The organism is Polaromonas sp. CG_9.11, assembly GCF_015752225.1.
In the GTDB taxonomy this organism is placed as follows: domain Bacteria; phylum Pseudomonadota; class Gammaproteobacteria; order Burkholderiales; family Burkholderiaceae_C; genus Polaromonas.
Genome location: NZ_JADOVE010000017.1, coordinates 59,325 through 81,011 on the forward strand (window position 1 = coordinate 59,325; position 21,687 = coordinate 81,011).

Here is a 21,687-nt window from a genome sequence, read left to right on the forward strand (position 1 = left end):
AGATCAGGTCGTCGGATGATCGGAAAAGGCCAGCTTCAGGCCGAACCCGATGAACATCAGGCCGGCGGCCCGCTCCAGCCCGTGCAGGGCGCGCTGGACCGACGCCATGCGCCCGGCCATCCAGGCAGCCACTGCAGCCCAGCCGATGTTGACCCACAGGGCATTGAAGTTGAACAGCAGGCCAAGCAGCAGGAACGCCAGCGCCTTGTGTTCCACACCGGGCGCGATGAACTGCGGCACGAAGGCCAGGAAAAACAGTGCCACCTTGGGATTGAGCGCATTCGTCCAGAAACCCTGGAAAAATACACGTTTTAGGGCTTTTGCGCTTTTCTGGCAAGCGTGACCAGCTATTGAATTAATAGCAATTGATACGTCTGGCATGGGCGCGCGTGCCAGCAGCATGCGCAGGCCGACCCACACCAGATAGGCCGCGCCCGCCCATTTGAGCAGCGTGAAGGCGGTGACGGACGCCGCCATCAGCGCGCTCACGCCAATCGCCGCGGCAAAGATATGCACAAAGCAGCCCGCCGTGATGCCCAGGGCCGCGACGACACCGGCACGGACGCCCGAACGCAGCGCATTCGTCACGATGTAGAGCACGTCAGGGCCGGGCGTCAGGTTAAGCACCAGGCCGGCGACGACGAACAGCGCAAGGTGGTCAATGCCCATGGACTGGCGCCGGGTTCAGGCGTTGAAAAACTGGCGGATCGCGGCCACTGCGCCATCGACGCCAGCGGCATCGACATCCAGGTGGGTGACAAACCGCAGGCGGTACAGCCCGGTGGCCTGAACGCCGTGCGCCGCCAGATGCTGCAGCAAGGCGGCCGACTGGTCGCGCGCCGCGCCGCTCAGGTCAACGAACACGATGTTGGTTTGCGGCGCTTCGACCTGCAGGCCGGCGATGCCTGCCAGCCCGTCGGCCAGCCGCTGCGCCAGCGCATGGTCTTGCGCCAGCCGCACGACATGGTGGTCCAGCGCATGCGAGGCGGCCGCCGCCAGCATGCCGGCCTGGCGCATGCCGCCGCCGGCCATTTTGCGGATGCGGTGCGCGCGCGCAATGAACTCACGCGAGCCGCACAATGCCGAGCCGACCGGCGCACCCAGCCCCTTGCTGAAGCACACCGACACGCTGTCAAAACACTGGGCGATGCGCCGCGCTTCGGTGAAGGCATCACTGCCGGTTTGCAGCGCCTGCGCCACGGCGGCATTGAACAGCCGCGCGCCGTCCAGATGACGCATCAAACCCCGGTCTTTGACCAGTTGCGTGGTTTGGCGCAGATAGTCCATCGGCATCAGCTTGCCGCCCAGCGTGTTTTCCAGCGCCAGCAGCCGCGTGCGGGCGAAATGCGCGTCGTCGGGCTTGATGGCCGCGTCGATATCGCCAAGAGCCAGCGTGCCATCGGGCTGGTGGTTCAGCGGCTGCGGCTGCACGCTGCCGAACACCGCCGCGCCGCCGCCTTCCCAGCGGTAGCAATGCGCCTGCTGGCCGACGATGTACTCGTCGCCGCGCTGGCAGTGGGCCAGGATGGCGCACAGGTTGCTTTGCGTGCCGGTGGGCACGAACAACGCCGCCTCGAAGCCCAGCATGGCGGCGATTTTTTCCTGCAGGGCGTTGACGCTCGGATCGCCGCCAAACACATCGTCGCCCAGCGGAGCGGCCAGCATGGCGTCGCGCATGGCCGGCGTCGGTTGCGTGACGGTGTCGCTGCGCAGATCAATCATTTTTTCAGTCATTTTGGCCTTTGGCGCATGGTGGACGGTCGCAAGCAGCTATTGATTCAGTAGCAAGCATCACGCCCGCTGCTCCAGGAAGTTTTTCAGCATCGCATGGCCATGCTCGGTCAGGATGGATTCTGGGTGAAACTGCACGCCCTGGATCGGCAGCGTCTTGTGCCGCACGCCCATGATTTCGCCGTCGTCGGTCCAGGCCGTGACTTCCAGCACCTCGGGACACGACGATTTTTCAATCGCCAGCGAGTGGTAGCGGTTCACGGTGAACTGTTCCGGCAGGCCGGCAAACACGCCTTGCTGCGTGGTGGTGATGACACTGGTCTTGCCGTGCATCAACTCTTGCGCGCGGATGATCTTGCCGCCAAAGGCCGCGCCTATCGCCTGATGGCCCAGGCAGACGCCCAAAATCGGCAGCTTGCCGGCAAAGTATTGAATCGCCGCGACCGAAATCCCCGCCTCGGCCGGCGAGCACGGGCCGGGCGAGATCACCAGGCGGTCGAGCTGCCCGGCGTCGAGTTTGGCGGCAATGTCGGCCACCGTGATTTCGTCGTTGCGAAACACCTCCACCTCGGCGCCCAGCTCGCCAAAATACTGGACGATGTTGTAGGTGAAGCTGTCGTAGTTGTCGATCATCAAAAGTTTCATGGCGGGCTTCCTTCCTGGCGCAGGCGCTTGAATTCGCCATGCTCAAATTCAATGGAGGCGTCAATCATGGCGCGGTAGGCCGCTTCAATGACGGCTTCGGGCGCGCCTTGCGCCCGGGCCATGGCCGTTACCCGGTCGACGATGAAGTCGATGCGCGCCTGGTCATGCACCTGATCGGCGTTTTGCTTGATGCGCGCGGCTTGCGTCATGTAGCCACTGCGCTCGGCCATCAACGCGACGATCCGCTCGTCCAGTGCGTCGATGTTGCGGCGCACGTCGGCCATGCTTTCGCAATGTTCCACCTGGTGAATCAGCGTCATGGCAATCACTCCAGTCCTTCTTCGACCAGCTCGCTGGCGCGCAGCAGCGCCCGCGCCTTGGCTTCGGTTTCTTTCCATTCGAGCTCGGGCACCGAGTCGGCCACGACACCCGCTGCCGCCTGCACATACAGCGTGCCGTCCTTGATGATGCCGGTGCGGATTGCAATCGCCACATCCATGTCGCCGGCATAGCTGAGGTAGCCGCAGGCGCCGCCGTACAGGCCGCGCTTGGTCGGCTCCAGCTGGTCGATCAATTCCATCGCATGCACTTTCGGTGCGCCGGTCAGCGTGCCGGCCGGGAAAGTCGCCCGGAGCACGTCCATGCTGGTCATGCCGTCGTTGAGAATGCCCTCGACGTTGCTGACGATGTGCATCACATGGCTGTAACGCTCGACGGCAAAGGCTTCGGTCACCTTCACCGTGCCGGTCTGGGCGATGCGGCCGATGTCGTTGCGCGCCAGGTCGATCAGCATGACGTGTTCGGCGCGCTCCTTCGGGTCGTTGATCAGTTCGTGCTCGGCGGCCTTGTCGGCTTCCAGCGACGGGGCGCGCGGCCGGGTGCCGGCCAGCGGGCGGATGGTAATTTTTTGCCCCTGCTCGACCTGCTCCTGGCGCACCAGGATCTCGGGCGATGCGCCGACCACATGGAAGTCGCCAAAGTGGTAGTAGTACATGTAGGGCGACGGGTTGAGCGAACGCAGTGCGCGGTACAGCGACAGCGGCGACTCGGTGTAGCGCTTCCTGATGCGCTGGCCGACCTGCACCTGCATGAAGTCGCCGCCCTCGATCAGCTTCTTGGCGCGTTCCACGGCGGCAATGTAGTCGGCCTTGGCGAATTCGCGCTCGGCCGGGTAGCCTTGACTTGGCTTGACGACGGGCGCGCTGACCGAATACTTCAGCTGTTCCTTGAGTTCGCGCAGGCGTTTCTTGGCATTGGCATAGGCCTCGGGACGCGCCGGGTCGGCATAGACGATCAGGTAGAGCTTGCCTGACAGGTTGTCGATGACCGCCAGTTCCTCGCACTGCAGCAGCAGGATGTCGGGGCAGCCCAGCGTGTCGGGCGGGCAGGAATTTTCGAGCTTTTTCTCGATGTAACGCACCGCGTCATAGCCAAAGTAACCCGCCAGTCCGCCGCAAAAGCGCGGCAATCCGGGCCGCAGCGCGACCTTGAAACGCTGCTGGTAGTCGCTGATGAAGTCCAGCGGATTGACGCGGGAGGTTTCAACCACCTGGCCATCGGTCACGACCTCGGTCAGCGCCTCAGTGCCAAAGCCCGACGAACGCAGCAGCGTTCTGGCCGGCAGTCCGATGAAGCTGTAGCGGCCGAAACGTTCGCCGCCCACCACCGATTCGAGCAGGAAACTGTACTTGCCGCCGTCCTTCGCATGGGCCAGCTTGAGGTAGAGCGACAGCGGGGTTTCCAGGTCGGCAAAGGCTTCGAGCATCAGCGGAATGCGGTTGTAGCCTTGCGCCGCAAGGCTCTTGAATTCAAGTTCGGTCATCACTGTGTGTCCTTTTCCGGAAAAGCGCTGCGTGTCAAAAACGCGGTATTCCGTGATTCAAAATGCCCCGAAGCCCGGGGGCGAAATGCGCTTGCGCAAGGCACGAGCGCATCAATTCAGGAGGTGGCAGCGGTGCCAGCGGCAATGCAGGCTCAGGGCGACAAGCGATGCGCGCCTCAGGCGTTCCAGGAACGACAGGGGCGCCAAAGCCAGGCTCCCCGGCTTGTCAAAGCTGTTTGAACGATGTGTTGAATGGACATGTTGGCCAAAGTGTAGCAAACAGCCGCAAATTTCGGCCACGCGTTAAAAAAGTCACAACGCCACGTTGCGAGACCTGCAACCCTCATGGCAAACCCTTCTTGTCGGCAGGGCGGCACGGGCCGGACAATGGCCTCGCAAACGAACAACCGTTCGATCATAAATTCCCTGGAGACTCTTCATGACTTTGACAAATCGATGCCTGGCAGGCCTGGCCGCCCTGCTGATGTCGTCAGGCCTTTTGGCGGCCCCGGTGGAGGTATCAGGCATCAAGCTCGCAGATCCGGTGGAGCTGGCGGGCTCCAGGCTGCTGCTCAATGGCGCCGGAATCCGCTACAAGGCGGTGTTCAAGGTCTATGTCGCGGCGCTGTACCTTGAAAATAAGGCCACCACCCCGGAGGAGGTCTTTGCTGCCCCGGGCGCCAGGCGCATCAGCATCACCATGCTGCGCGAGATCGATTCGAATGAACTCGGCAAGAGCTTTACCAAGGCCTTCGAGGAAAACGCACCGAAAAACGAAATGTCCAAGCTGATTCCGGGCCTGCTCAAGATGAGCCAGGTGTTTTCAGACCAGAAAAAAATGCTTGCCGGTGAAAGCTTCACCATCGACTGGATTCCTGGCACCGGCACGGTGATTTCGGTCAAGGGCAAGCCGCAGGGCGAGCCGATCAAGGAAGTCGAGTTCTACAACGCCATGCTGCGCATCTGGCTGGGCACCAGGCCGGCCGAATGGAAACTCAAGGAAGAACTGCTGGGCAAGGCGGCCTGAAACCCTTCGGTTCCGGCAGCGCTGAAAGCTCAGTGCCGTCCGGACAGTTCGGCCAGAGAATCGACAAAGCCGTCGGCGTCCACCGCGCGCACCGGCTCGCCATGGTTGTAGCCGTAGGTCACCAGCAGCACCGGACAGCCCGCAGCGCGCGCCGCCCGGGCGTCATTGCTGGAGTCGCCAATCATCAGCGTGCGTGCCGGCAGCGTTCCCAGGAACTCGCAGGCCTTGAAGAGCGGCAGCGGATCGGGCTTCTTGCGCTCGAACGAGTCGCCGCCAAAGACTTCGCAAAAAAACCCGTCCAGTTTTTTGCGCCTGAGCAGGGTGCGGGCAAAGGCCAGCGGCTTGTTGGTCAGGCATACGAGGGGCAGACCGCTGTTGCGCAGCGTGTCCAGGCCGTCAAGCACCCCCGGATAAAGCGTTGAATGCTGGCCGTTGATGGCCGCATAGTGCCGCTGGTAGCTGGCCTGGGCGCGGTCATACAGCGCTACCGAATCTATAGCTGCATCCGCCCGTCCATATTGCGCAAACACATGATTCAGCACTGATTTCACAAGATGCTCGGAACCTTTCCCAACCATGCGGCCCACCTCGGCCGAATCCAGCGGCACGCCGGCGCAGTCGGGGGGCAGCACGTCAGCCAGCATCAGCCTGAGCGCCACCGCGAAGTCGCCCAGGGTGTCGACCAAAGTGCCGTCCAGATCAACGATGGCCGCGTCGTAGCGGCCGGAGTGCAGGCAAACAGGAGTTGTCATCAGGTAATTCGGGTGAGCAAGGAAGGGCTGGATTGTGCCCGCAGGCCGAATCAGCGATGTACCGGCAGGGTATTGAGCGGAATCCTCAGGTAGCTGATGCCGTTGTCGTCAGCCGGCGGCATCTCCCCGGCGCGCACATTCACCTGGATCGCCGGCAGGATCAGCGTCGGCATGTCCAGCGTGGCATCACGGGCGGTGCGCATGGTGACGAACTCGTCTTCTCCGATGCCATCGCGCACATGGATGTTGCGGGCGCGCTGCTCGGCCACCGTGGTTTGCCATGCGGGTTCGCGCGATGCCGGCGGGTAGTCGTGGCAGACGTAGACCACGGTTTGCGGCGGCAGTTGCAGGATGCGCTGGATCGAGCGGTAGAGCTGATGGGCATCACCCCCCGGGAAATCGGCGCGGGCCGTGCCCACGTCGGGCATGAACAGCGTGTCGCCGACAAACACCGCGCCCCCGACCCGGTACGCCATGTCGGCCGGCGTGTGGCCCGGCACCAGAAGGGCCGTGGCCTGGACTTCGCCGATCATGAAAGTCTCGCCGTCCTTGAACAGATGGTCAAACTGCTTGCCGTCGGGCATGAAACTGCGTTCAAGATTAAAAATCTTGCTGAAAGTGGCCTGCACCTCGCGGATGTGCTCGCCGATGGCAATGCGCCCGCCGATGCGCTCTTGCAGGTAATGCGCCCCCGACAGGTGGTCGGCATGGGCATGGGTTTCAAGAATCCAGTCCACCTGCAGGCGCTGGTCCCGCAGGAACGCCAGCACGCGTTCGGCCGATTCCGTGTGGGTGTGGCCGGACTTGAAATCGTAGTCAAGCACCGGGTCAATCACCGCCGCGTGGCGGCTGGCCTTGTCCCAGACCACATAAGTCACGGTCCAGGTGGCGGGATCGAAAAAAGCATGGGTGTCGGCTTGGGCGTGCATGTGAACCTTTTCAATGTATTGACTAATATTATATATACTGATATATTAAAGTCAACTCAAACCTTGCAGGCACCCGGATGCTACTTTCCCACCCCGTGATTGATACCGACACCCTGCGCCAGGGCGCGGCCCAGGCGGTTGCCGCCCTGAAACTGCTGGCCAATGAAGACCGGCTGCTGCTGCTGTGCCAGCTCTCGCAAGGCGAGCTGTGCGTCAGCGAACTGGAAGCGCAGTTGGGCATCCGCCAGCCGACGCTGTCGCAGCAACTCGGCGTGCTGCGCGCCGAAGGCGTGGTGAACACCCGGCGCCAGGGCAAGAACATTTACTACAGCGTGGCCGACTCGGCCATGCTGGAGATCGTGGCGGTGCTGCACCGCCTTTACTGCCCGAAGGAAACCTCATGAACATCGACTGGAGTCATTTCACGCCCTGGCCGGCGCTGGCTGGCGGCGCATTGATCGGGCTGGCTGCTGCCCTGTTCCTGCTGCTCAACGGGCGCATTGCCGGCATCAGCGGGGTGCTGGGCGGACTGCTCAAGCCGGCCAGGGGCGACATCGCCTGGCGCGCGGCATTCATCCTGGGCCTGGTCGGCGCGCCGCTGGTCTATGGCCTGTTCGCCGGGCTGCCCGTGCCGCAAATTGATGCCGATTACGCCGCCCTCATCGCCGCCGGCCTGCTGGTCGGCGTGGGAACGCGCTACGGCTCGGGTTGCACCAGCGGGCACGGTGTCTGCGGCGTGGCGCGCCTGTCGCCACGCTCGGGGGTGGCCACCGCCTGCTTCATGGCCGCCGGCTTTGCCAGCGTGTTCGTGATCCGTCATCTCTTGAACTTTTAAGGAAGCACCATGCTTGCATTCACTTCTTTGCTCGCCGGCCTGGTGTTTGGCATCGGCCTGATGGTGTCCGGCATGGCCAATCCGGCCAAGGTGCTGGGCTTCCTGGACCTGTTCGGGCGCTGGGATCCGTCGCTGGCGCTGGTGATGGGCGGGGCGGTCGCCGTGAGCGCCGTGGCGTTTGCCATTGCCCGCAGGCGCAGCGTGTCGCTGCTGGGCGCCGCCATGAAGCTGCCCACGGCGCGCCAGATCGACCGCCGGCTGGTCATGGGCAGCGTGCTGTTCGGCATCGGCTGGGGCATCGCCGGCTTCTGCCCGGGGCCGGCGCTGGTCGCGCTGGGCATGGGCGAGGCCAAGGCGCTTGTTTTCGTGGCGGCCATGCTCGCGGGCATGGGCCTGTTCGAGGGGGTCGAACGGAAAAAGCAGCAGTCGTCCGCCCTGCGCACCCGCCAGGGCCAGGCATGATAGTGACCACCACCTGGCTGGCGGCATTCGCGACTGTGGCCACACTGCTTTTTTACGAAGCGGCGGTTTTGCTGACGCAGCAGCGCAAACCGGAGCGCCTGGCCAGAAGCGCGCATGCCTTGCTTCGGGAAGAATGGTTCGCGGCGGTCTCCAGCCATCCCGGCTCGGAAATCCTCGCCGTGCAGACGCTGCGCAATTCGCTGATGTCCGCCACCATGACCGCCTCCACGGCAGTGCTGGGGCTGATGGGAACGGTCACCCTGGCCGCGCCCTCCCTGCGGTCCAGCCTGGGCGATGCTGGCGCGGGCGGGCTGGCTTTCACGCCACGGCTGGCTCTCGAGCTGATGCTGATGACGCTGCTGTTTGCCTCTCTGGTCTGCTCGGCAATGGCCGTGCGCTACTACAACCACGCCAGTTTTATCTGCGCGATGCCGGTCGGCTCGGCGCCAAGGCAGCGCTGGTCAGCGTCGGGTACGGCCTATGTGCGCCGGGCCGGAATGCTGTACAGCTGGGGGCTTCGCCATTTGGTGATGGTGGCGCCGATCGTGGTGTTCATTGTTCATCCGCTCGCCGGCCCGGTCGCGGCCCTTGTGGTGGTGGCAGCGGTGCTGCGCAGCTTTGACCGCGCAAGCAGCGCCAGCGCAGCCTCATCCGACCTTGCGTAGCCGGATGTCTTCTGGCGCAGTTCAGGTCTGCAGCGCTCCGCGCATCGCGTCCATCACCGCCTTGTAATCGGGCTTGCCAAAAATGGCACTGCCGGCCACGAAGGTGTCGGCGCCGGCATCGGCCACGCGGCGGATGTTGCCTTCCTTGATGCCGCCATCGACTTCCAGGCGAATGTCCCGGCCCGAGGCGTCGATGCGGCGTCTGGCCTGCTCGATCTTGCGCAGCGCCGAGTCGATGAAGCTTTGTCCGCCAAAGCCGGGGTTCACGCTCATGATCAAAATCAGGTCGATGTCGTCAATCGTCCAGTCCAGCACGTCCAGCGGCGTGGCCGGGTTGAACACCAGCCCGGCCTTGCAGCCTTTGCTTTTGATGGCCTGAATGCTGCGGTGCACATGGCTTGAGGCGTCGGGATGAAAGCTGATCAGGTCGGCGCCGGCGTCGGCAAAGGCGGCGGCCAAGGTGTCGACCGGCTGCACCATCAGGTGCACGTCAATCGGCACGGCAGAGCCATCGGCGCGTTGGCAATGCGGCTTGAGCGCCTGGCAGACCATCGGCCCGAAGGTCAGGTTCGGCACGTAATGGTTGTCCATCACGTCGAAGTGGATCCAGTCGGCGCCGCCGGCAATGACGGCTTTCAGCTCGTCGCCCAGGCGGGCAAAGTCGGCGGACAACAGGGACGGGGCAATGCGGTAAGTGGGCGTGGTGTGGGGCATGCGCAGGATTGTCGCAGCAAGCAAAAAAAGGGTACCCCGGGACAAGACCGGTGCCAGAGCGCTTCAGCCCGGGGCGGTTAACATCACGGCCAACCGATTTTCCTGCCACCCCTGCCATGCCCAAATACCAATTTTCCTGCGACGCCACCCCCCGTTACCTGCCTGAACAGTCAGCGCCGGAACAGGCAATCTACGGCTTTTCGTACACTGTGACCGTGACCAATACCGGCGAGGTGGCGGCCCAGCTGATTTCACGGCACTGGATCATCAGCGATGCCAATGGCCATACCGAAGAGGTCAAGGGCCTGGGCGTGGTTGGCCAGCAGCCGCTGCTCAAGCCCGGCGAATCCTTCCAGTACACCAGCGGCTCGCGCCTGCGCACCGCCAGCGGCACCATGCACGGCAGCTATTTTTGCGTGGCCGAGGACGGCGAGCGCTTTGAAGCGGCGGTTTCCCTGTTTGTACTGGAAGCCATCGACGGCAACGGCCCTTCCGGGCGCGTCCTGCATTGACCGGATGGCAGCAGAGTTTGCAATGAAGGACCTGGCCCGGCTTCTGGGGGCGCTGGACCCGGGTGCCGGACTGGCGGACCGGCATGTCTGGCTGATCAAATTGTTCGAATGGATTCGCGGCGACCGGACCTCGGTCCAGGCCGCCGTGGCGCGGGTGCAGGCCTTCATCGACGCGGTCCAAAGGCAGCCCGAACTGCGGTCCCGCCTGCAGGCCTGGTGGACAATCCTGACCCGCACGGTGGACATCACACCGTTGCTGGCGGATTTCGGCTTTGCGCCGCGCACCGCCTTTGCCAGCGAACTGGCCGAGCGCCTGCGCCGCAAGCTGCTGCCCGGCACCCCGGAAACCACCGACGCCTCCGAGCTGTTTCCGCTGGTGGCGACCGCGCGCTTCGATTTCCAGTGGATGAGCGCCCTTGAAGAGTCGCAGATCGACCAGCTCGCCGCGCTGCTGTCGGCCGACCCGGCGCAGGGCACCCAGGAATGGCACCACAGCCTGATGGACGCGCTGACCTATTGCACGGCGCAAATCCGTGCCACCGGTTTTGCGCCCGAGTTGCGGCTGCGCATGAACCGGGCCAGCCCGCATGCACGCGCCTTTCATGCCCTGCCCGCCGATGTCCAGGAACTGCGCACGGCGTTTTTCCAGCCCGTGCCTGACGCGCTAGCGCTGCAGGCCGCCGTCAGGCAGTACCGCGAGCGGCTCGATGCCTGCCGGCAGGCGGTGGGCAGCATCTATGCGCATCTGGAGGAAAACGGCATTTCCCTGGGCATGGTGTTCCGCCTGCGCCAGCTGCGCGCCCGCATGCTGCGCCAGCGCGAACTGCTCGAAGCCCTGCTGTCGGCCAAGCCGGCGATGGCCGCGCTCAAGCTGCTGGCGCGCCGGGTCACGATTGCGCAGGAAAGCAAGAGCATCCTTGCCCTGATCAGCGCCAATTCGACCCTGCTGTCGGCCAAGATGGCCGAGCGCAGCGCTGAAACCGGCGAGCGCTACATCACGCGCAACCGCGCCGACTACAAGGAAATGCTCGGCAAGGCGATGGGCGGCGGCGCCATCACCGCGCTGACGACGCTGCTGAAATTCATGGTCGTGGCCGTCGGCCTGTCGGCGTTCTGGAGCGGCTTCTGGGCAGGGTTGGCGTATGCCGCCTCGTTCATCCTGATCCAGCTGCTGCATTTCACGCTGGCCACCAAGCAGCCGGCCATGACCGCGCCGGCCATGGCCGCCAAGCTCAAGAACATCGACTCGGACGAATCGACCGCGACGCTGGAAGACTTCGTCGACGAGGTCACGCACCTGGTGCGCTCGCAGGTGGCGGCGGTGTTTGGCAACGTCTTCATGGTGGTGCCGGCAGTGCTGCTGGTCAATGCGGCAATCGAACTGGCGCTGGGCCGCCCCATGATCGGCGCGGACAGCGCCCGGCATGTGCTGGAATCGCTCACGCTGCTGGGCCCGACGCTGTTATGGGCGGCCTTCACCGGCGTAGTGCTGTTTTCGGCCAGCATGATTGCCGGCTGGGTTGAGAACGGGTTCGTGCTGCACCACCTGGACTCGGCGATGCGGCACAACCCGCGTTTTACCGCCGTGCTGGGCAACGCGCGCGCCGCGCGCTGGTCGGTTTTCATGCGCGAGCATGTTTCGGGCTTTGCCTCGAATATTTCACTGGGCTTCATGCTCGGGCTGATTCCTGCCTTCACCGGTTTTTTCGGCCTCGAACTCGAACTGCGCCATGTCACGCTCTCGACCGGGCAACTGGCCGCTGCCGGCGCGTCGCTCGGGCTGGAGGTGTTCGCGCAGGCGGCGTTCTGGTGGAGCGTGGCGTCGATTCCGCTGATTGGCGCGCTCAACCTGGGCGTGAGTTTTTACTTTGCCTTCCGGCTGGCGCTGCAGGCGCACAACGTCAGCAAGCGCGACCGGGCCCGTATCCGCTCAGCCATCTGGGCGCGCTGGCGCCGCCATCCCTTGAGCTTTTTCATCCCCCGTTAACATAGGCGCCTTCGCCCTTGTCCCACATGAAGATTCGGACAAGAACTGTAGATTTAAGAAACATTGCTGTTTCCCCTATTGGCACACGCCGGTTTTCCTGGACGGTTTGAGGCCTTTCCAAGGCCGGGCCTGCCGTCGGGGCACCCGCCCTGCCCGGGCAGTTCAGCCCCAATCATCGCGTGGAGACACTACCCTATGAATGAACTCATGGCCATCTGGGCCGAATGGATCAAGCCTTCGGCCGGGCTGCCCACGGTGCAATGGTCCATCCTGCTGGCGCTGGCGGCGGCTGCCGGCCACCTTGTCAACCGCTACACCGGCCTGCCCAAGGTCATCGGCTATTCGGCCGTCGGCGCCTTTGCCGGCCTGGCCGGCTTCACCGGCGCGGCCTGGCCGCTGCAGGGGACCGGCCTGTTCCTGCTCGAACTGGGCGTGGCGGTGGTGCTGTTCGAGGCCGGCGGGCGCATTTCGCTACGCTGGTTTCGCCACAACCCGATGCTGCTGGTGCAAAGCGTGGCCGAGTCGGCCCTGACCTTTTTGGGCGTGCGCTGGCTGCTCAGCCTGCTCGGCATGCCCTCCGTGGTGGCCGAGTCGCTGGCGCTGGTGGCCATTGCCGCTTCGCCGGCGGTGCTCTCGCGCGTGGCCATCGACACCCGGGCCGCCGGACCGGTCACCGAGCGCGCGCTGGCGCTGTCCACGCTGAGCAGCCTGTACGCGCTGACGCTGTGCAGCGCCAGGGCCGGCATGCTGCCGCGCGGCGAAGCCGGCCTGTCCAACACACTGCTGCCGGTGCTGGTGGTGCTGGGACTGTCGGTGGTGGTCGGCGCGGTGCTGGCGCTGGTGCTGCGCGCCGCCTTGCGGGTGATGAGTCCGACCAGTGAAAACACCGCCATCCTGCTGCTCACCCTGATTGCCGCCGGCGCCGCGCTGGCGGCCAACTTTGGCGGCTCGGCGCCGCTCGCGGCGCTGCTGGGCGGCATGCTGCTCAAGCAGCTCAACCCGCGCCCCTGGTCCTGGCCCCGGCAGATGGGCACCGCCTCGTCGATGCTGACCATGCTGATGTTCGTGCTGGTGTCGGTGGTGGCCGCGCAGGCCGACTGGAGCCGGCCGGTCGCCGGCCTGGTCATCGGCCTGGTGCTGGTGCGCATGGTCGCCAAGGTGGCCGGCGTGTCGCTGGGCAATGCCAGCAGCGGCGCCAGCTGGAAGCAAAGCGTGTGGGTCGGCTGTGCCATGTCGCCGATGTCATCGGTCGCGCTGCTGCTGGTGTCACAGTATGTTGCCGCGTCCGGCCCCATTGGGGGCCAGGTTGCGATGGTGGCGCTGCCGGCCATCCTGCTGATGGAAATGCTCGGTGCCGTGCTGGCCACCGTAGCACTGTACCGCGCCGGCGAATGCTCCAAGCCTTGGGCGCCGGTGGTGCGCGCCGCTTCAACCGGTCCTGTCCATGAGTCTTGAACACTTCGAAAAATCAGCCGCCCTGTCGCTGGGCGTTGAGCTGGAAATGCAGCTCGTCAACACCCACGACTACGACCTGGCGCCCTACGCCGAGGACATGCTGCGGCTGATGAGCAAGATTCCGCTGCCCGGCGCGGTGGTGCCCGAGATGACATCCAGCATGATCGAGGTCTCGACCGGCATATGCCACACCTCGTCGGAGGTGCTGGGCGAGCTGACGCAGATTCGCGATGCGCTGGTCAAGTGCGCCGACAAGCTCAACATTGCCATCGTCGGCGGCGGCACGCACCCGTTCCAGCAGTGGCACGAGCGCCGCATCTACGACAAGCCGCGCTTTCGCGAGCTGTCCGAGCTGTATGGCTACCTGTCCAAGCAGTTCACCATCTTTGGCCAGCATGTGCACATCGGCTGCCCCGACGCCGACACTGCGCTGCTCACGCTGCACCGCATGTCGCGCTACATCCCGCACTTCATCGCGCTGTCAGCCTCCAGCCCGTATGTGCAGGGGCAGGACACGGCGTTTGACTCGGCGCGGCTGAACTCGGTGTTCGCCTTTCCGCTGTCGGGGCGCGCGCCGTTCGCGCTGACCTGGGACGAGTTCACGGTGTACTTCAACAAGATGGCGCACACCGGCGTGGTGAAAAGCATGAAGGACTTCTACTGGGACATCCGGCCCAAGCCGGAGTTCGGCACCATTGAAATCCGCGTCTTCGACACGCCGCTGACCATCGAGCGCGCCACCGCGCTGGCCGGCTACGTGCAGTCGCTGGGCTGCTGGTTCATGAACGACGACACCTTCATGCCGACCGAAGACGATTACCTGGTCTATACCTACAACCGTTTCCAGGCCTGCCGTTTCGGCCTGGACGCGGTGTATGTGGACCCGGCCACGGGCGGCCACATGCCGCTGCGCGAACACATCCTGATGTCCATGGACCGGATCGAACACCACGCCGCCAGCGTGGGCGCCAGTGCGTCCATCGACTTGCTAAGGCGCAGCGTCGAGCGCAACGACAACGACGCCCGCTGGCTGCGCGAGCGCCAGGGTGAGGAACGCCTGCTGGCCGAAGTCATCCGCCAGGCGGCCGAGCGGTTTCGCGGCGGCATGGGCCATGTACTGCGGGCATGAACCTGAAATTTTTTGATCAAAAACAGCTATGGCCGATGCCATACCTGCATTTTTTGCTATTTTTTCAATGGCATTGAGGGCCAACGGAAGTTGGTTCTTTCTTGCGCGTGATCGCCACACCCACTCACTTCTTGAGAAAGCGGCCGAAAATCCCGGTAACGGCCACTGGCGGCGTCTGTGGTGGAGCGGCTGGCGGCTCGGTTGTGCTCAGCGAGAGCGAGGTATTCATCATTTCCATCATCATCTTTTCGGCCGCATCAGCTTTCATCGTGTAGGGGCTGAAGGTACTGTGCTGGGAGTATTTCATGAACAGCGCACGGTTGTCCGCATTGGGCGCGGCAAAACCCATCGACCAGTTGGCCCAATGACGCTCCTCGATCTCCTTGCAACTCAGTACAGCGACGGTGTGGTGGCGCGGGTCGCGCAGCAGCCGGGTATATAAGTCGTTGACCTCATCGCGCGCGCCTTCAAGCACCTGCAGGAACAGCTTGCTGTTGAAGGCCAGCATGCCAGTGAGGTCACGGCGGTCGTTGTTGGCCTGGGACTGCAGCAGGATGCGCTTGAATTCCTCGAGGTCCACACCCTCTTGGGCAGTGCTGGCATAAAGAAGACGAATTAACATGAGAACGTTCCTTTGTAAAAAATTAAAACCCAGTCCGCCAGCGAAGGCGGGTAGCGTATGCATTAGTTCGTCGTGAGCACCTGGCGCAGTTCGGCCAGGTGCTGTCGAGCCGGCATGCCCAGGGGCGTAACCAGCGCTTCGTAGCCCTGGAGGCTGCCGACGAGCTGCTCGACCGAACCCAGCGCCTCCAGCGCCAGCACGATCTCCATCGACTGGTCGGGCAGGTGCAGGGTGACGAAGTCACTGATCAGCAGCAGCGCTTTGCGCAGCGGGTAGCCGGCGGCACCGGATGGGGCGCCAAAGGCGCTGCGTCCGGTCGCTGGCGCCCAGTTCTTGGCCGGAGCTGGTGAAGTAACCGCAAACAGCGGTGCGGTGCTGTGCGCGGAGCGCACGCTGGTGGCACCGTCCGGATCGGCAGGCTTGCGTTTTTCCACCAGTTCGACAAAGCCGCTCTCTTCCAGCGCACCCAAGAGCGCCGCCACATCGCCAAACGAATACAGGGTGCGGACGTAGATACCCAGTTCGGTATGCCCGTCCACGGCCACCAGCAGGGTGCGCAGCTTGCGCGGCACAGAAGACTTGATGTTGAATGCAGCCTCAGTGCCTGCGGGGGTTCGTCGGTAAATGGGCATGTGGTGTCGTCCTGGTCCGATGGTTTTTTAGCCGCATGGCGCTAGGCGCCGACTGATTCTTGAGAATTAAATCAATTTACACACACATGTAACTTTATGTCAAAACAAGATTTTTTGCTGGCCGGCGCGCCCCGGGTCGCGTCAGGCAGTCTGTATGCTTGCCGCCATGGGTGAATTCGATCTCATTGCGCGCTACTTCACGCGCCCCACCTACTGCGCAGCGCTGGGCGTGGGCGACAACTGTGCGCTGCTCCAGCCCAAGCCGGTCACACAACTGGTGATCTCCAGCGACATGCGGTTCGAAAGCCGGCATTTTTTGCCGATGCCAATCCGGCCGCGCTTGGCCACCAGGCGCTGGCGGTCAAGCTCTCGGACCTGGCCGCCTGCAGTGCCATGCCGCAAGCCATCACACTGGCGCTGGCAAACCGCCACGACTGGGAACTCGTCGGCGGCGACACCACGCGGGGACCGCTGAACAGCTGCATCACCGTGTTTGGCAAAGTACCCGTGGTCCACGGTAAAAGCCAGGCGCTGCTTCGCTCGGGCGTCTGGCGCTCGAAGCGCGGCGTGGCCTCGGCGACGGCTTGTTGGGCAACCTGCAACACCTGCTGAAGGCATCGGGCACCGGTGCCACGCCGGATACCTCAGTTGCTATTTATTTGATAGCTGACAACGACCACGCAGCTTGCGGAGAAGGCCTTATTTCCTTTGAAAAACGGCATGGAAACTGAATCGGCCGTGGCGCGCGCCAAGCCGCTGGCAGCGCTCACCACAACTACCGGGATGGCAAATATCACTCTTGCCATCGGAACCGCAGCTCACATGGTCGGAGTTCGATTGCAGTGTGAAGTCCTCAAGGCAGCTTTGCTGCTGTATCCGCAATCCGAGCGAGGCCAAAGTGGCTGGAGGCGCCCTGCTGACCTGTCTCGAACAATTCAAAGGACAAATCAGGCATACAGATTCGCCATCAACGACCCGCCCTGGGCCAATGAGGATGAGCGTCGTCGACCACGAAGGGATGCGAATGACGTAACCCATGGCCGGGTGTGGGAGCGCCAATTGCATGCGGATGCCCGGCCGGTAGATTGGAATGCTCGTGCTCGATGGCTTCTGGATCAAAAGACGGCCAGACCCTCAAGGCAAGCCATATGGCCAATGCAGCAGCACTCCCCAGCACACCAAAAGCCACGGGTATGCCGTAGCGGGCACCCAGCCAGCCCGCCAAGGGATAGAACAACAGCCAACTGGCATGAGACAACGCAAACTGCGCGGCAAACAGCGCAGGGCGATCTTCCGGATTCGAGGATCGCCGCAACAAGCGCCCGGAGGGTGTCTGGGCGGTGGAGTAACCCAAACCCAGCACGAACCACAAGGCCAGGAGCGCGCCTTGTCCTCTCAGCAGCGTGCCAGCGAACATGCCCGCGACCAGCAACCCGATGCCGCCCAGCATCACGCTGCGGTCTGCCAGCTTGCCCAGCACGGTTGGCAAAGCCAGCGCAGCTACCATGGAGCCCGCGCGTGGTCCGGTCGTAGATGCCGCGGCGCTGTGGCGCAGGGTGCACTGGCAGTACGACCGACACCACCAGCATGGCAGACGCCAAGAATCCCACCACCGTGGCAGCAAACACATCGTGAAAGCCGATCACTGTCAGCAACGCGGCGGCCAACATTGGACTGACCAGACTCTCCATGTCGTACGCAAGGCGTGAGAGCGACAAGGCCTTGGTGTAATCCTCTTCCTGCGGCAGCACATCGGGGATAGTGGCCTGGAACGTGGGCGTGAAGGCCGCCGACGCTGCCTGCAACACAAAGATCAGCAGGTAAACCTCCCAGATCTGGGAGACAAACGGCAGGAGCAGGGCAACACCCGCTCGTACCAGGTCCAGCGTTACCCGCATAGTGCGTCTGGGCAGCCGTTCGGCAAATGCGGCTGTGATCGGCGCCGCGCCGACGCACGCGATCATTTTGATGGCCAATGCGGCTCCCAAGACAACCCCGGCATGGTCGCCGGCCAGATCAGACGCCAGGAGACCTAACGCTACGGTAGCCAGACCGGTGCCGATCAAGGCGATCACTTGCGCGGCGAACAAATGGCGATAGGTCCGGTTGGTGAAGATACCGAGCATGCTGCGTCTTTCGAGCTTGGGCGACAGCGCCTTGGAGGGGCAGTTTGAGCCCGCGCCTCATAAGTAACGGGTGATTTCCTTGAACTCGTCCATGGCATGCCGCTGATCTGCACCAAGAGGGCCTACGAGGCCGTCAAGACAATGGTCCAAATGGTCCTGGATCAGCGCCTTCTTGGCTTGCTGAACGGCCTTCTCCACGGCCTGCAACTGCTGCGCAATATCAAGACAAGGGCGGCCCGCTGTCAGCATTTCAATCGTGCTGTTGAGATGCCCATTGGCTCTTTTCAGTCGTTTGATGATGGCAGGGTGAGAATCATGTGTGTGTGGCTGTGTCATGGTAAATAGTATCCTCCCCAGGGGGATAATATAATCGTCCGGTTTCCCGAATACCCCATGACCTTGCTTGCCCATTCCTGCACACGACCCATCCTGGCAACGCTGGGCATGCGGTGGCTCGTGCTGGTCGTGATCACGTTTGGGATGATCGTCTCATCGATTGGGATGACGAGTTCTCACGGCGTCGCCGTCATGGCAGCGTTACACGATTCCGTGCAGCCTTCTTCCGAGAATTCTCACGGGCACGCGCATGCAGACCCAGGAATCGAATTCCCGGTGGCGGATGAGAGTTCAAGGGGTGAGCCTCCGCACCACGGCATGGACCATTCGCACGACACAGCGCACCACCTGCCCCTGGCCTGGGGCGTTATAGCGTCGCAACTCCCCAGCTGGGATGTGATGGTGCGGCCATGGATTGAAATGGGGCGGGCCTTCCGGCTGGATCGCCCACCCATGGGCTAAGACACTTCTCGTCGTCTTCGCGCTGCACCATGCAGCGCATCCATTTCTTTCATTGCATCGGAGTCTTCATGCACAGCCATGTCCGCGACTGGCTGCCACGTTCGCCTTGGGCGACTTGGCAGACCCGTCTGCTATTTCTTTCGGCACTTTTCATTTGCCTTCTCATCGGGAGCAATGAAGTCTTTGCGCACGCCGTAACGGCGGGTGACAAGGGCTACATCCAGGAGATTTCCGGCGTCAACCTGTTGCCCTTCATGTACCTGGGTGCCAAGCACATGATGACGGGCTACGACCACATCCTGTTTCTTTTCGGGGTGATCTTTTTTCTCTACCGCATCCAGCACATCGGCATCTATGTGAGCCTGTTTGCGTTGGGCCATTCCACCACCATGATCCTGGGCGTGTACTTCAACGCCGGAATCAACAGCTACCTGATCGACGCAATCATCGGCCTGTCCGTCGTTTACAAAGCCCTGGACAACCTCGGTGCGTTTCAGCGCTGGCTGGGGTTTCAAGCCAACACCAAAGTGGCGACGTTGGTGTTTGGCTTGTTTCACGGCTTCGGATTGGCAACCAAGATCATTGAATACGAGATCTCGCCCGACGGTCTGGTGCCCAACCTGCTCGCATTCAACCTGGGCGTGGAAATCGGGCAGCTACTGGCGCTAACGGTCATCCTGATAGGCATGAGCTACTGGCGCCGCACGCCAAGTTTCGGCCGCAACGCCTACACCGCCAACGTCGCCATGATGAGCGCGGGTTTCATTTTGGTGGGCATGCAGCTCACTGGCTATTTTGTGTCCTGAACACCCAAGGAATTTTTAACATGTACAACAGCGATACCCCTTTGCACGCCGAGCTTCCATCGTCCAGGCAGCTCTTGCGATCCACCATCCTGGCCGCTCTCTCGGCACTGGTCCTCTTGGTTGCCGTGGTTCTCCCGGCTGAATACGGCATCGACCCCACGGGGGTCGGCGGGATCCTTCGAATGACCAAAATAGGAGAAATCAAGCAACAACTGGCGGCAGAGGCTGCAGCAGATGCAGCCGGTACGCCGGTCGCGGAGCCAACTGCGACCGCAACAGCTGTCATCGCCAGTTCCAATGCAGCGGAGCCGGCAACGAAGGCTGCACCGGCCAACACCAAAAGTGTTGCCACCCAAGCCGCTGAGCCCAAGGTGGAGTGGCGCGATGAAATTCCCCTCACTTTGACGCCGGGTGAAGGAATGGAAATCAAACTGAAAATGGTTGCGGGCGCCAAGGCCCAATACTCTTGGGTGGTCAAGGGCGGTGAAGTCAACTTCGACACACACGGTGACGCACCGGGCAAGTCAATCAGCTACCAGAAGGGTCGAGGGGTTGCCTCTGACGAAGGTGTTCTGCAGGCCGCATTCACTGGCAACCACGGCTGGTACTGGCGCAACCGGGGCCAGTCAAATGTTCAGGTGATCCTGCGTACCCGTGGCGACTACAGCGATATCAAAAAAATGATGTAAAAAAAAGAAGCCGCGACGCTGGGGATGCTGCTCGAATTTTCCGGCTATGAGGTCCGCATGGTGCACGATGGCCTGAGCGCGGTGGAGGTGGCGCTGGCCTAGCGCCCAACGCGGTACTGCTGGACATCGCCCTGACCGGCTACAGCCAGAACACAGACCGGCAGTTTTCACGGGAAGCAGGATTTGACTACCACCTGGCCAAGCCGGCCAACTTTGACGTGCTCGAAAACCTCCTGAAGGCGGTGTCGGAAAAACTGACGTGATGCCGCGCAAGGCGGGTTGAACCAGCCTGCGCAAGGCGTTCCTGGCCTGGCAAAAAAATCGCTCAGGCGCTGGCAACACGCACGGTATGCTTGCCACCATGGGTGAATTTGACTTGATTGCGCGCTACTTCACGCGCCCCACGCCGCGCGCGGTGCTGGGCGTTGGCGACGACTGCGCGCTGCTCCAGCCCGCGCCGGGAACGCAACTGGCGATTTCCAGCGACATGCTGGTCGAGGGCCGGCATTTTTTTGCCGATGTCGATCCTTTTGCGCTCGGCCACAAGGCGCTGGCGGTCAACCTGAGCGACCTGGCCGCCTGCGGCGCCACGCCGCTGGCCTTCACGCTGGCGCTGGCGCTGCCCGACGTGGACGAAGCCTGGCTGGCGCCGTTTTCACGCGGCCTGCTGGCGCTGGCCGACGCCCACGGCTGCGAACTCGTCGGCGGCGACACCACGCGGGGGCCGCTGAACATTTGCATCACGGTGTTTGGCGAGGTGCCGGTGGTGCATGGCAAAAGCCAGGCGCTGCTGCGCTCGGGCGCCCGGGCCGGAGACGACGTGTATGTCAGCGGCACGCTGGGCGATGCGCGGCTGGCGCTCGAAGCGCTGCGCGGCAACATTGCCCTGCCGGCCGAACTGCTGGCGCAGGCCAGGGAGCGGCTGGAGCGGCCCACGCCGCGCGTCGCGCTGGGCCAGGCATTGCGCGGCGTGGCCTCGGCGGCGCTGGACATCAGCGACGGCCTGCTCGGCGACCTGCGGCATCTCCTCAGGGCCTCCGGCGTCGGCGCCACGCTGGACACCTCAATCGCTATTCATTTAATAGCTGCCTGCGCCCATCCAGACTGCGCAACAGGCCTTATTTCCTTGAAAAACCGGCTGAACTGCGTGCTGGCCGGCGGCGACGACTATGAACTCGCCTTCAGCGCCCCAGTGTCGGCCCGCCAGGCGGTGCAGGCCGCCGCGCGCCAGGCCGCCACGCCCGTGACCCGCATCGGCTGCATCGACGCCGAACCCGGCCTGCGGCTGCTCGACGCTGACGGCCAGCGCCTGTCGGGCGCGTTTGCTTCCTTTGACCACTTTGCCTGAA

General features: G+C 63.2%; 24 protein-coding genes and 2 pseudogenes. 14 read left to right on the plus strand and 12 right to left on the minus strand.

All coding sequences use genetic code 11. From position 1 onward, the window contains the following. Positions 1–3: 3 nt before the first annotated feature. From IWX85_RS14440 to trpE, 5 genes are read right to left on the minus strand one after another with little or no spacing between them, the layout of a single operon-like run. Positions 4–669: a LysE family translocator gene (locus IWX85_RS14440; RefSeq protein ID WP_196870193.1), complete on the minus strand. Its 666-nt coding sequence runs from the start codon at positions 667–669 to the stop codon at positions 4–6. Positions 670–684: 15 nt separating this feature from the next. Next, positions 685–1,734, minus strand: coding sequence for a low-specificity L-threonine aldolase (gene ltaE, locus IWX85_RS14445; RefSeq protein WP_196870194.1), 1,050 nt, complete (start codon positions 1,732–1,734; stop codon positions 685–687). Between the two features lie 57 nt (positions 1,735–1,791). Then, on the minus strand, positions 1,792–2,376 hold the full coding sequence (locus IWX85_RS14450) for an aminodeoxychorismate/anthranilate synthase component II (protein ID WP_196870195.1): 585 nt from the start codon (positions 2,374–2,376) through the stop codon (positions 1,792–1,794). After that, entirely contained in the window at positions 2,373–2,696 is a 324-nt protein-coding gene (locus tag IWX85_RS14455) for a chorismate mutase (RefSeq protein WP_196870196.1), read from the minus strand. Before IWX85_RS14455 ends, IWX85_RS14450 begins: the two co-directional genes overlap by 4 nt. A gap of 5 nt (positions 2,697–2,701) precedes the next feature. Then, positions 2,702–4,201: an anthranilate synthase component I gene (gene trpE / locus IWX85_RS14460; protein ID WP_196870197.1), complete on the minus strand. Its 1,500-nt coding sequence runs from the start codon at positions 4,199–4,201 to the stop codon at positions 2,702–2,704. 436 nt (positions 4,202–4,637) lie between these two features. On the opposite strand from trpE, the gene IWX85_RS14465 reads away from it, so the two are divergent. Then, complete coding sequence (locus tag IWX85_RS14465) at positions 4,638–5,225, plus strand: chalcone isomerase family protein (RefSeq protein WP_196870198.1); 588 nt, start codon at positions 4,638–4,640, stop codon at positions 5,223–5,225. 29 nt (positions 5,226–5,254) lie between these two features. Here the strand turns inward: IWX85_RS14465 and IWX85_RS14470 are convergent, their stop codons facing one another. Both IWX85_RS14470 and IWX85_RS14475 read right to left on the minus strand, forming a co-directional pair. Continuing rightward, positions 5,255–5,977, minus strand: a complete 723-nt coding sequence (locus tag IWX85_RS14470; protein WP_196870199.1) for an HAD family hydrolase — start codon at positions 5,975–5,977, stop codon at positions 5,255–5,257. A 50-nt stretch (positions 5,978–6,027) separates the two neighbouring features. Further along, positions 6,028–6,906: an MBL fold metallo-hydrolase gene (locus IWX85_RS14475; RefSeq protein WP_036808498.1), complete on the minus strand. Its 879-nt coding sequence runs from the start codon at positions 6,904–6,906 to the stop codon at positions 6,028–6,030. Between the two features lie 77 nt (positions 6,907–6,983). On the opposite strand from IWX85_RS14475, the gene IWX85_RS14480 reads away from it, so the two are divergent. The 4 genes from IWX85_RS14480 to IWX85_RS14495 are packed head-to-tail and all read left to right on the plus strand — an operon-like array spanning position 6,984 to position 8,868. Continuing rightward, a complete protein-coding gene (locus IWX85_RS14480) occupies positions 6,984–7,310 on the plus strand; it encodes a helix-turn-helix transcriptional regulator (RefSeq protein WP_196870200.1) in 327 nt (108 codons plus the stop codon). Beyond that, positions 7,307–7,741, plus strand: a complete 435-nt coding sequence (locus IWX85_RS14485) for a YeeE/YedE family protein (protein WP_036808493.1) — start codon at positions 7,307–7,309, stop codon at positions 7,739–7,741. The genes IWX85_RS14480 and IWX85_RS14485 overlap by 4 nt, the downstream gene beginning before the upstream one ends. Before the next feature lie 9 nt (positions 7,742–7,750). Further along, complete coding sequence (locus IWX85_RS14490; protein WP_036808489.1) at positions 7,751–8,203, plus strand: YeeE/YedE family protein; 453 nt, start codon at positions 7,751–7,753, stop codon at positions 8,201–8,203. Beyond that, complete coding sequence (locus IWX85_RS14495; protein WP_196870201.1) at positions 8,200–8,868, plus strand: DUF599 domain-containing protein; 669 nt, start codon at positions 8,200–8,202, stop codon at positions 8,866–8,868. Before IWX85_RS14490 ends, IWX85_RS14495 begins: the two co-directional genes overlap by 4 nt. Positions 8,869–8,889: 21 nt before the next feature. Here IWX85_RS14495 and rpe read toward each other — a convergent pair whose 3' ends face one another. Beyond that, complete coding sequence (gene rpe / locus IWX85_RS14500) at positions 8,890–9,582, minus strand: ribulose-phosphate 3-epimerase (protein ID WP_036808483.1); 693 nt, start codon at positions 9,580–9,582, stop codon at positions 8,890–8,892. A gap of 116 nt (positions 9,583–9,698) precedes the next feature. On the opposite strand from rpe, the gene apaG reads away from it, so the two are divergent. The 4 genes from apaG (at position 9,699) to IWX85_RS14520 (ending at position 14,665) form a co-directional block, all read left to right on the plus strand. Continuing rightward, positions 9,699–10,094: a Co2+/Mg2+ efflux protein ApaG gene (apaG, locus tag IWX85_RS14505; RefSeq protein ID WP_036808473.1), complete on the plus strand. Its 396-nt coding sequence runs from the start codon at positions 9,699–9,701 to the stop codon at positions 10,092–10,094. A gap of 22 nt (positions 10,095–10,116) precedes the next feature. After that, complete coding sequence (locus tag IWX85_RS14510; protein WP_196870202.1) at positions 10,117–12,081, plus strand: site-specific recombinase; 1,965 nt, start codon at positions 10,117–10,119, stop codon at positions 12,079–12,081. A 195-nt stretch (positions 12,082–12,276) separates the two neighbouring features. Continuing rightward, positions 12,277–13,536, plus strand: a complete 1,260-nt coding sequence (locus tag IWX85_RS14515; protein ID WP_196870203.1) for a cation:proton antiporter — start codon at positions 12,277–12,279, stop codon at positions 13,534–13,536. Further along, positions 13,526–14,665: a YbdK family carboxylate-amine ligase gene (locus IWX85_RS14520; RefSeq protein WP_196870204.1), complete on the plus strand. Its 1,140-nt coding sequence runs from the start codon at positions 13,526–13,528 to the stop codon at positions 14,663–14,665. The genes IWX85_RS14515 and IWX85_RS14520 overlap by 11 nt, the downstream gene beginning before the upstream one ends. Before the next feature lie 124 nt (positions 14,666–14,789). On the opposite strand, the gene IWX85_RS14525 is transcribed toward IWX85_RS14520, so the two are convergent. Both IWX85_RS14525 and IWX85_RS14530 read right to left on the minus strand, forming a co-directional pair. Beyond that, positions 14,790–15,287, minus strand: a complete 498-nt coding sequence (locus IWX85_RS14525) for a BLUF domain-containing protein (protein ID WP_196870205.1) — start codon at positions 15,285–15,287, stop codon at positions 14,790–14,792. A gap of 62 nt (positions 15,288–15,349) precedes the next feature. Beyond that, positions 15,350–15,919 (minus strand): hypothetical protein, encoded by a 570-nt coding sequence (locus IWX85_RS14530; RefSeq protein ID WP_196870206.1) that lies wholly within the window; start codon positions 15,917–15,919, stop codon positions 15,350–15,352. A gap of 166 nt (positions 15,920–16,085) precedes the next feature. On the opposite strand from IWX85_RS14530, the pseudogene IWX85_RS14535 reads away from it, so the two are divergent. Then, positions 16,086–16,465, plus strand: a pseudogene (locus IWX85_RS14535) (AIR synthase related protein); the annotation flags it as partial. Between the two features lie 421 nt (positions 16,466–16,886). On the opposite strand, the pseudogene IWX85_RS14540 reads toward IWX85_RS14535, so the two are convergent. Then, positions 16,887–18,045, minus strand: a pseudogene (locus IWX85_RS14540) (MFS transporter). 57 nt (positions 18,046–18,102) lie between these two features. Then, the gene (locus IWX85_RS14545) at positions 18,103–18,381 is read right to left on the minus strand and encodes a metal-sensing transcriptional repressor (protein ID WP_196870207.1); all 279 of its coding nucleotides are present in this window, start codon (positions 18,379–18,381) and stop codon (positions 18,103–18,105) included. A gap of 318 nt (positions 18,382–18,699) precedes the next feature. Between IWX85_RS14545 and IWX85_RS20485 the strand changes: the two genes are divergently transcribed. The 4 genes from IWX85_RS20485 (at position 18,700) to thiL (ending at position 21,686) form a co-directional block, all read left to right on the plus strand. Continuing rightward, positions 18,700–18,843: a hypothetical protein gene (locus tag IWX85_RS20485; RefSeq protein ID WP_231379790.1), complete on the plus strand. Its 144-nt coding sequence runs from the start codon at positions 18,700–18,702 to the stop codon at positions 18,841–18,843. A 68-nt stretch (positions 18,844–18,911) separates the two neighbouring features. Further along, entirely contained in the window at positions 18,912–19,649 is a 738-nt protein-coding gene (locus IWX85_RS14555; RefSeq protein ID WP_196870209.1) for a HupE/UreJ family protein, read from the plus strand. 20 nt (positions 19,650–19,669) lie between these two features. Beyond that, the gene (locus IWX85_RS14560; protein ID WP_196870210.1) at positions 19,670–20,338 is read left to right on the plus strand and encodes a transmembrane anchor protein; all 669 of its coding nucleotides are present in this window, start codon (positions 19,670–19,672) and stop codon (positions 20,336–20,338) included. 361 nt (positions 20,339–20,699) lie between these two features. Beyond that, positions 20,700–21,686: a thiamine-phosphate kinase gene (gene thiL, locus IWX85_RS14565; protein ID WP_196870211.1), complete on the plus strand. Its 987-nt coding sequence runs from the start codon at positions 20,700–20,702 to the stop codon at positions 21,684–21,686. Position 21,687 lies beyond the last annotated feature (1 nt).